Consider the following 8,261-nt stretch of genomic DNA (forward strand, 5'->3'; position numbering starts at 1 on the left):
GGAGCCCGTTCCTCATCTCATCGACGCACCCGCGCCAAGAACCTCATGACCCACAACACTTAGTCCCGGCCGGCGGCCGTGGTCGATATCGTCCTGTCGCAGCCAGTTGTGGAGGGTGACCTCGTGGATGCCCAGGTCCAGTGCGGTCTGCTTGACCTGGCGGCCCTCGCGGACCAGAGCGATGGCACGGGCACGGAACTCGGGAGGGTACGGGGTGGCATGCGAAGAGCCTTCCATGAAGACCATCGACTAGCGACGTCAACTGGAAACCGAGCCATAGGTCAGGTCAAGATGTCACCTCTCCGTGCGGCAGTCCCTCTCCAATCGGGCTGAACTGCTCGCCGGGTACGCTGCCGGCGTGCCGGTGCGAGAGCTGGCTACGCGGTTCAAGGTGCACCGCGGCACGGTGCGCGAGATAGCCCGGCAGGCCGGAATGGCGGCACGCCAGCCCGAGCTGCCCGACGCGATCCGCCAGGACGCTGCCCGGCTCTACACAGACGGTCTGACTCTCGCCCAGGTCGCCACCCGACTCGGCATCAGCAGCGAGGCTGTGCGATCCGCGGTGCTCGCGTGCGGTGGCGGGGTCCGCACTGGGAGTCGTCGTCAAATCTGATCCGCCGAACCGTCTGCGCGGTCAGCTACCAGGTGGTCGCGTCACCAAGATCAGTTCGGAGGGGTTTGCGTCATCTCGACTTCGAATCTCAGGCAGGTGAGAGTCCTCTAGCGATGCCATCTGCATAGCCACCTTCGCCTGGTCGACTGCTGAAGCAACCGACTGCGCGGAGGCGATTGCGGCGTAGAACCTCGCGGCGAACGTCACAGCGGCAACATCCGTGATCGACTCTGACATCCCGATGACCGTCGGGACCGTCTGCAACAGATCATCGGCACCTTCGAGGCTCTCGCAGGCATTGAGTACGACGAGTTGGGGAGGTTGGTCAGTGGCCCCGAGCGCTTGAGCGAGAAGGCCGAACTCTACTTCGGCACCATCTACTGAGCCTTCCTCGTTCTCCAGGAGGACGCCTAAGAAGGAGGCGTGGCCTGAGAAGTGAACGACGTGGGGCCTATGATCGTTGAGGCCGTCGATCAAGTCTGATCCGGTCGCCGCAGGCAGATGCTCAATCGTCACCAGGTCTCGGAACTTTGATGCCCTCAATGCCTGTTTCACCTGGCGCACCTCTTGATCTACGCGCAGCCAGACGCCGTTCGATTCAACAGATCCGTCCGGGTGCTCGATGACTCTTTCCACGGCGTGGGGATTTGCTGTGAGATAGAGCACTCGAAGTGGTTCTGGCTTCGGCGGCTGTACCTCGACGTAGCGAATCTGCGAAGGGGGTCGACTGAGCCTGCTTATCTCCCGAACGTGAGTCTTCTCCTTCTGGCGACGACGATCGTCTGCGCGGTCCTGTGCACGTTGCTCGCTCTGTTCCGCGTTGCGCAGAGAGGTCCGCTTGGTTGCAATCGCCTTGTTAGCGTTCGCAGTCTTTGTGCCGATCTCGCCCACCTTCTTCAGCGCATCCGACGTCTCCTTCTCCTTGCGCGCGGCCGCGCTGCGTGCAGAGCGCCGCGTAGCGTCGCTCTTTGTCTTCTCTGCGCGCGCGTGCTCGCTGCGCGCCTTCGCTGAAGCGTCGTCAGCCTTCTTCTGGTACTTCGCCAGTTCCTTCTGGTGACCGGCTACCGCCGTCTCCAGGCGAGCTATTTCGGAACGCAACTGGTCGCTACGGGCCATGTGATGTCACAGTCCTTCTTCTCTTGCAGTCTGCCCACTTCTCAGTCCACGCCGACCGCGATCCTCTTGGAATTTCCATCAAGCTCGGCCATTGCGGTTTGGTGGCAGCGGCTCTTCACCGCGGGTAGCGAGCCACATGGTGTGCTCGCGACTGATCGCTTCTTCTGCGTCGGCCACCGCCTGCGGCCAGTCCTCGGCGGTCACTCCGCGAAGAATATCTGCTTGAACGGCAAGCTCGCCTGCCGCTACTCGATATGCGGAGGTCAGTTGGGAGTATTGCTTGATTGCCAGCCAGGCGGCTCCGCCTGCGACGAAGGCGGCAACGATACCGGCAAAGTCGAAGGGTTCGTCACGACTGAGGGAGATAGCCGCCGCTACGATGGCAAGCAGCTCTCCGAGGAGGAGGGCGTAACGCCAAGCGGTGGCACGGATCTCGTTCTTCCGCGCGTTTGACGAGTACCAGTTGCGCTGCTCTTCTGTTCTGTGTGCGAGGTAGGCGTCTCTGCGTGCGGGGAATGGTGCTCGTCGGAGTTCAAGCATGCTGTCTGTGAGGACGGCATCGCCAGGACCGACGTTGATTCGGTCTTTGCCACGTTGGAGAACTTCGGTGACTCGGGTACGAAGCAGTATCTCAGCTTCTCCCTCTGTGACACTTGGCCCAAATGGTTCTCCTTGGACGGCGAAACGCCACGCGAGCGTCTTTGTCGACTCGGCGACTGCGCGTCCGGCGTACCAGTCGCGCTCGGGCTGAAATCGGATCAAGGCGAGTTCGGCCAGTGCCGCGGCTACGAACGCGACGAGAAGTACGAGGCCAGAGAAGTCGAAGCTTCCGATGGCGATGCCCAGTGCTGCGGCGAGCGTGGCTACGAGAAGCGAGATTAGCCGCAGGGCGCTGAGCCGGACGTAGGTAGTTTGTCCGCGTCCTGATGCTTCGCTCGCCGCATCATGGATTCCGGGGAGCTTGATGTTCCCTGGGCCAGAGGAGTTGCTATGGCCGCTCATCGTGTGCACGTGCTCATCGTGTTGGTAGGCATCGATCGGCCTCGATTAGTCGCGGCGATCGCTCTTTCGATGGCGTCGTCAAACTGATTGACATCAGCTGGCTGGTACCAGTTGAGTATTTCGGCTCCGTACTCCGTCAAGCCATACGGCACCCGCGCGTCCGGGTCGATCCGGATTCCGATGATGCCCTTTCCTTGGTCTTTGCTCCATTGGATTTCTTTCTCAACCCAATCGCTATCGGCGGTGTTCTTTCCGATGAGCACTACTGTCGCGGAGCTTCCGGTGATCGTTTCCTTGATCTTGCGGCTTATGTAGTTCGGGTCGTGACTCTTGACTGGGTCGAGGAGGTGGCGTCCTGTGAAGTCGATGTTGACGCTCTTGTTATACGTCATCAGGTTGAGGCCACGCGCTTTCATTTGATCGGCGTGCTGATAACTGATGAAAACGCGTCGTGTCATGCCTCCTCCTCCACTGGCACGAGCGTGGCGGTTTTCTTGCAGAGCGGGCACTTCTTGAGTAGTGCGCCGCTCTTGATCACGTACCCGCATTCGGGTTCACGGCAGCGCCATTTGCGAGTCTTGGAGCTATTGGGGACCTTCGACAGTTCCACGTCGGTCTGGTAGTAGTCGGCTGCGTCATCCCAAGTGAACCCGACTTCCCGACCCCACGACGGGTAGGCATAGCCTGATCGAGCGCAGGCGAAGCGTTCGATCCGCGCAACCTCGTCGAGATAGTTGCCTGTCTGGTCCGGTTGCCCGTCGCAGATTCTTGTCAGCGCAGCGGAACTTTCGCCGTCGATCGGCTTCATCGTTCGAAACGGCGCCGAGCAGATTGTTGCGAGAGGTTCGGGAAGTTCTTTCGTGAGGATGGGATTGATGAATCTAATCTCGTTCGCGGCTAGAGCGTAGTCATGGTTGACTGCGCCTTGTGTTCCTTCGGTGTACCAGCCGATCTTGTAGTACCCGGACAGCACGCGACCTTGGTGCTTCTTGCGTGTAGTGAGGAAGAAGATCGTCGCAGCGCCGTCGTGCACGATGCGATTGCGCATTGTGGGTTCGCAGGTCGAGAAGAGTCCGTAAGTGCCTGTCTCGATATTCGGATCGCTCTTGTTGTCACCTGGGCGGGTGATCTCGCGGACGGGCCAGCGAGCCAAAGGCTCGGAGAAGTAGACCGAGAGGTAGCCCGTTCCCTTGTCGTCGAGTGGACGCCATGGCTCGCTGAGGCGACGCGCCGTAGCGCCTACCGTTCTGACCGAGGGCTCTCCCATATGTTGAGGATAGGGGCGACCTCTGACACATCCCGGGAGCCACGCTGTACTGGCAAAGGAGCTGGCCATGTTCGAGGGGACACTCGTGATCCAGCCGGGCGCCGTCGTGGTGTTCGAGGGACTCGATCGCACCGGCAAGTCCACTCAGTTGAGCCGCCTCCGAGACGCCCTCGTCCCCGAGTCGGCTGTGTTCGCCCACATGCCACGGGGCTTCGGCCGGTTCACTGAACGTGTGTACGCCGCTCTGGAGGGCGAGACGGTCGATGAGAAGCCATCGTCGGGACTCGCCCAGCAACTCGCGCACCTCGCATGTCACGCGGAGTCGATCACGCACCTGACCGAGACCGCTGCGTCGAGTGGCCTGGTGCTGGATCGCTGGTGGTGGTCCACGCTCGCGTACGGCTGGTACGGCGGGTCGGTCGAGCAGTCAAGACTCTCCGAGGCGGGTTTCCTTGAACTCATCGACACGATATGGTCCCCGATCGTCCCATCCGTCGTGTTCGTGTTCCTCGAACCTCACCAGCTCGACAGCAATAACAACGAGGGCGTCGAGGCCGGGTATCGCGCTCTGATCGAACAGCATCCCGACCTGGCTGTTGTCGTACACAGCGACACCGAACATGCTGTCCACGCGCTGGTAGTGGAAACACTACTGAAGCGCGGTCTGGCCAGCAGCGGCCAAGAACAGTGATGCCCATGTCGACCTATCGGGACGTGCAAGCCGCATTCGTTGAGGAACTGCGCTCGATCATGGAGTTCGGAGAGCACGTCGAGGTTCGCGGCCAGTCAACGCGTGAGCTACGAGCACGACTCATCGAGATCATAGACATCCGCGCCCGGTATGTGGTGGTGCCGCATCGTCACAACAACGTCTTCGCGTCCATCGCCGAAAGCATGTGGGTGATCTCTGGACGGAATGATCTCAGGTACCTCGGCGCCTACTTGAAACGCGCACACGAGTTCTCCGACGATGGGATCACGTGGCGCGCAGGGTACGGGCCGAGGCTGCGCGACTGGAACGGCATCGACCAGTTGGCCGAAGTGGTGGCGATACTGCGTGCAGACCCGTCGTCGCGGCGAGCAGTCGCGAGCATCTTCGATCCTGATCGCGACTTCGTCAGCAGCAAAGATATTCCGTGCAACAACTGGCTCCACTTCCTCATTCGAGACGGGCGACTCGACCTTCACGTCGCGGCGCGGAGCACTGATGTCTGGTGGGGCTTCTCGGGCATCAATGCCTTCGAATGGACACTGCTGCTCGAAATGATGGCCCATTGGCTCGATCAGGAACCGGGTCGCCTGATCTTTTTCAGCTCATCGATGCACCTGTACCAACAGCACTTCGAATCGGCCGCTCAACTGTTGCAGCAGATGGGCCACGCGGGAGAAGGCCGCAGCCACGCCAGCACTGCGCCTCTGGCGTTCAACACGCCCTGGGAGAGCTTTCCTGCAGAGTTGGATGAATGGATGCGCATCGAGACAGGCATACGCTCCGGCGAAAGTCTCGAAGCCCTCAACTGTGCCCTCACCGATCCTTTGCTGACCGCCTATGCACGCATGATCGACCTGTTCTGGGCCTTCAAACGTGGGGCCGACGACGCAGACCTCGAACGACGCTTGAGCGGTATCGGCGACAGCAGGCTGATGATCGCGGCAGCGGAGCATTTGGGACGTCCTTACCGACTGAGGCACTAGAGGACCCCGTGTGTTAGACCCCCGCCGCCGCACGCAAGGTTTCCGGCGCCGCCGGGTAATTGATCCCCCACTTCGGGGGGAAGAAGGGTGTGCCCGGTGAGCCAAGCGGAGCAAACTGCTGCTTGATTCGACTACGGCTTCCTACGCCGCGAACATGCGGGTGCATGACACGCGCATACTTGTCCGTCTCACAGAATAAATTTTGGCAGTCGATGAGTGTCAGCGACCGGCCAAATAGATCCTCGAACGCAATCCCGTTCTGCTCGAACTGCTCCTCTTGGGTATCCACCATCCATCGGATTAGTTCTTCGGCAGGCAATCCACCAAGGTCTGGAAAGCACTTGGCAATACCACTACGCGCCCCGGGGCCAGGCATCACGAAGTCATTCTCGTCGAAATCGAGAAGGGTCGTGTAGTTGAGGTCGATCGCGAGTTGGTACGACAGGAAGGGTCCCAGTGAGGGAAATGACGAGATAGTCTCAAATACGTCGCGCAACGACGCTGCGCCAGTAAGCCTTTCAGTGATCCTAGATCGCATCATGTGCTCGATCAGAAGCAAGTGATTGCGGTGTTTTCTCGTCGCACCGAATGGGGGCGGCGGCACGATGTACGCCGCGGAATATACTCGCTCTCCGCGGAGGAGCAGTCCGTCTAGAACCTCGCTGAACGCATCGACGTCGAAAGAATCGGTCGCGATCTCTCCGAACCGGTCCTCTAGCACGCTCCAAGTGGAAGGCTTGTTAAAGAATCGGAACAACAGAACCCTGAGCGCGAGATCCTCTGGTTCCTGGGAGCCAGCGTAGGCGATACGGATCAGGTCCTGTGAAACACGATCGGCTGCGCGATAAGCATTCGTGAATCGAAAGCGTGAAATGACAGGATCGTCGGTCCACGGTGCCGACTCTCCGCGAAGACGCGCGTGGTAGACATGCTGCCTCTCGGCGGCGAAGCGCCAGTAAGACGGCAGGACTTCGGAGACCACGACGCTACGCCGTCCAATCCGCACGCGTCGCATCGGCTCCTCCTATCCTTGCGGTCTGAGCCCAACCGTGGTTCAAGACTGCCATGCGCCGCAGGCACAGTCGCGGAGACTCGCTCTACCTGCGCGAACACCTCACGGTCGAGCTACACCGAGAGCGTCGGCTGGACCGTCTCGGCCTTGACCGCGCCCCCGCCTTCGGCAAATGCCGCCATGCGACGCTCCCGAAGGCATGCTCTGAGGAGCAGGACGAGGCTGATCGGGCCGATCCAGAGCATCTTCAACATGTTCCAAATCGCCCACAAGACGACAAGGTGCAGCCAGCCGGGGCCACCGTCCTCGATGAGCTGGACGCAGACGTTTGCGATCAGCAGGTACGGGATCGCGAGCAGCATCGCCGGGACGCCCCACTTCAATCCCCGGCGGCGGGTGCGGATCGCATCCAGCAGGATGTTGGTGGGCATGTAACGCCGCAGGTAATAGCGGGTGTCGACGCTCGCGGCCCAGATCAGACGGATCATGGTTCGTTCCTCTCCATCGCACAGGTATGTCCGATGAGGCGGTGCGTTGGAGAGTGACCCGGAGGGTCTGCCGCGAGCGGCGCGTTACAGAGGAGAAATCCGTCTCACTTTGAAGTTTACGCCCGATCCCCGACAGAGGAAAGAGGCCGGCGGGTGGCTGGGCGGCGGGACGCTCACAGCGTCGGTCCGACGTGATCCCTTCCGGCCGTCGGTCGTGGGGCGGCATCAGGCGTGCGCGGCTGCGCGATTGCCTGTGCGCGTTCGAGCGCTGTCCGTGCGCGGGCGGCGTCGATCTTCTGTGCCGTCGCTTTGGGTGTAGTGCCCAGGGGGCTGTCGTCGGTGATGCCGTATCGGTCCCGGTAGGCGGCGACGGTGCGGGCGTGCCGTCGCCACGCTGCTGTCTTGCGTGGGTCTCGGGGTGGTGTGCCAAGGGCCGTCGTCCACGGGTGGCCGGCGTCACGTGCGGTGTCGAGGAGGGCGTCGGCGCAGGCCTCGATCAGTTCTCGACGCTCGTCGAGCGCTTGGCGCATGTCGATGCTCATCGACCCTTGCGCAACGGGGACGAGGCCGGCGATCAGGCGCGGTGCCTTCCCGGTGCGGCCGGACCCAGCCGGTCGTGCTGTGGCTCGGGCCACCCGGTGGTGCAGGACGGAGGCGATGTCGTCGGCGTCGGCGAGTCCGCGCGCGGCGACCAGGCGCGGGAACAGCGTGTCGAGGTCGTGGTGGTTCGCTTCGGCGCGTCGGAGTTCGGCGGTGAGCGCCCCGAATGCCTCCGACTCCACGGCGGCGTCGGCTTGCTCGACGGGGAGGCCGGACGCGCGAACCAGGCTCACCCAGCGGTCGCATTGCGCTGCGGCGGCGATGGTCTCGTATTCGGCGGCGAGCTGGGCGACCGACCCCCAGTGTTCGTGTTCGGCGGTGATCGTCTCGTGTGCCGACAGTTCGGTGCCGATGTGCCGGAGCACCCCGAACAGCACCGACCGGCCGGTGGCGTCGGGGTTCTCAGGCTCTTCACAATTCGGGGTGTAGGTGTGGTCTGAATCCGCCGGCTTCGAGGAGTGCGCGGGC

At 61.9% G+C, this 8,261-nt stretch carries 9 protein-coding genes and 2 pseudogenes; 3 read left to right on the forward strand and 8 right to left on the reverse strand.

The window, feature by feature from the left end:
* Positions 1-57: 57 nt before the first annotated feature.
* Positions 58-237 (reverse strand): annotated as a pseudogene (locus tag FSY66_RS12175) (transposase); the annotation flags it as partial.
* 67 nt (positions 238-304) lie between these two features.
* Between FSY66_RS12175 and FSY66_RS12180 the strand changes: the two are divergent.
* Positions 305-613, forward strand: coding sequence for a helix-turn-helix domain-containing protein (locus FSY66_RS12180; protein ID WP_260850713.1), 309 nt, complete (start codon positions 305-307; stop codon positions 611-613).
* Positions 614-634: 21 nt separating this feature from the next.
* On the opposite strand, the gene FSY66_RS12185 is transcribed toward FSY66_RS12180, so the two are convergent.
* The 4 genes from FSY66_RS12185 to FSY66_RS12200 form a co-directional block, all read right to left on the reverse strand.
* Complete coding sequence (locus FSY66_RS12185; RefSeq protein WP_144795333.1) at positions 635-1,729, reverse strand: CHAT domain-containing protein; 1,095 nt, start codon at positions 1,727-1,729, stop codon at positions 635-637.
* Positions 1,730-1,807: 78 nt separating this feature from the next.
* Complete coding sequence (locus FSY66_RS12190) at positions 1,808-2,731, reverse strand: DUF4231 domain-containing protein (protein WP_260850714.1); 924 nt, start codon at positions 2,729-2,731, stop codon at positions 1,808-1,810.
* A complete protein-coding gene (locus FSY66_RS12195) occupies positions 2,728-3,189 on the reverse strand; it encodes a TIR domain-containing protein (protein ID WP_186304569.1) in 462 nt (153 codons plus the stop codon). The genes FSY66_RS12190 and FSY66_RS12195 overlap by 4 nt, the downstream gene beginning before the upstream one ends.
* Positions 3,186-3,998, reverse strand: a complete 813-nt coding sequence (locus FSY66_RS12200; RefSeq protein WP_144795339.1) for a hypothetical protein — start codon at positions 3,996-3,998, stop codon at positions 3,186-3,188. Before FSY66_RS12200 ends, FSY66_RS12195 begins: the two co-directional genes overlap by 4 nt.
* Before the next feature lie 67 nt (positions 3,999-4,065).
* On the opposite strand from FSY66_RS12200, the gene FSY66_RS12205 reads away from it, so the two are divergent.
* Positions 4,066-4,689: a dTMP kinase gene (locus FSY66_RS12205; protein WP_144795341.1), complete on the forward strand. Its 624-nt coding sequence runs from the start codon at positions 4,066-4,068 to the stop codon at positions 4,687-4,689.
* Positions 4,690-4,694: 5 nt separating this feature from the next.
* Entirely contained in the window at positions 4,695-5,693 is a 999-nt protein-coding gene (locus tag FSY66_RS12210) for a thymidylate synthase (RefSeq protein WP_186304570.1), read from the forward strand.
* A gap of 13 nt (positions 5,694-5,706) precedes the next feature.
* On the opposite strand, the gene FSY66_RS12215 is transcribed toward FSY66_RS12210, so the two are convergent.
* The 3 genes and pseudogenes from FSY66_RS12215 to FSY66_RS12225 all read right to left on the reverse strand — a co-directional run.
* On the reverse strand, positions 5,707-6,708 hold the full coding sequence (locus FSY66_RS12215) for a nucleotide kinase domain-containing protein (protein ID WP_144795345.1): 1,002 nt from the start codon (positions 6,706-6,708) through the stop codon (positions 5,707-5,709).
* Between the two features lie 110 nt (positions 6,709-6,818).
* Entirely contained in the window at positions 6,819-7,193 is a 375-nt protein-coding gene (locus FSY66_RS12220) for a hypothetical protein (RefSeq protein ID WP_144795347.1), read from the reverse strand.
* A 173-nt stretch (positions 7,194-7,366) separates the two neighbouring features.
* Positions 7,367-8,261, reverse strand: a pseudogene (locus FSY66_RS12225) (MobF family relaxase); the annotation flags it as partial.

The sequence above is a fragment of the Kocuria palustris genome (assembly GCF_007666205.1).
GTDB lineage: Bacteria > Actinomycetota > Actinomycetes > Actinomycetales > Micrococcaceae > Kocuria > Kocuria palustris_A.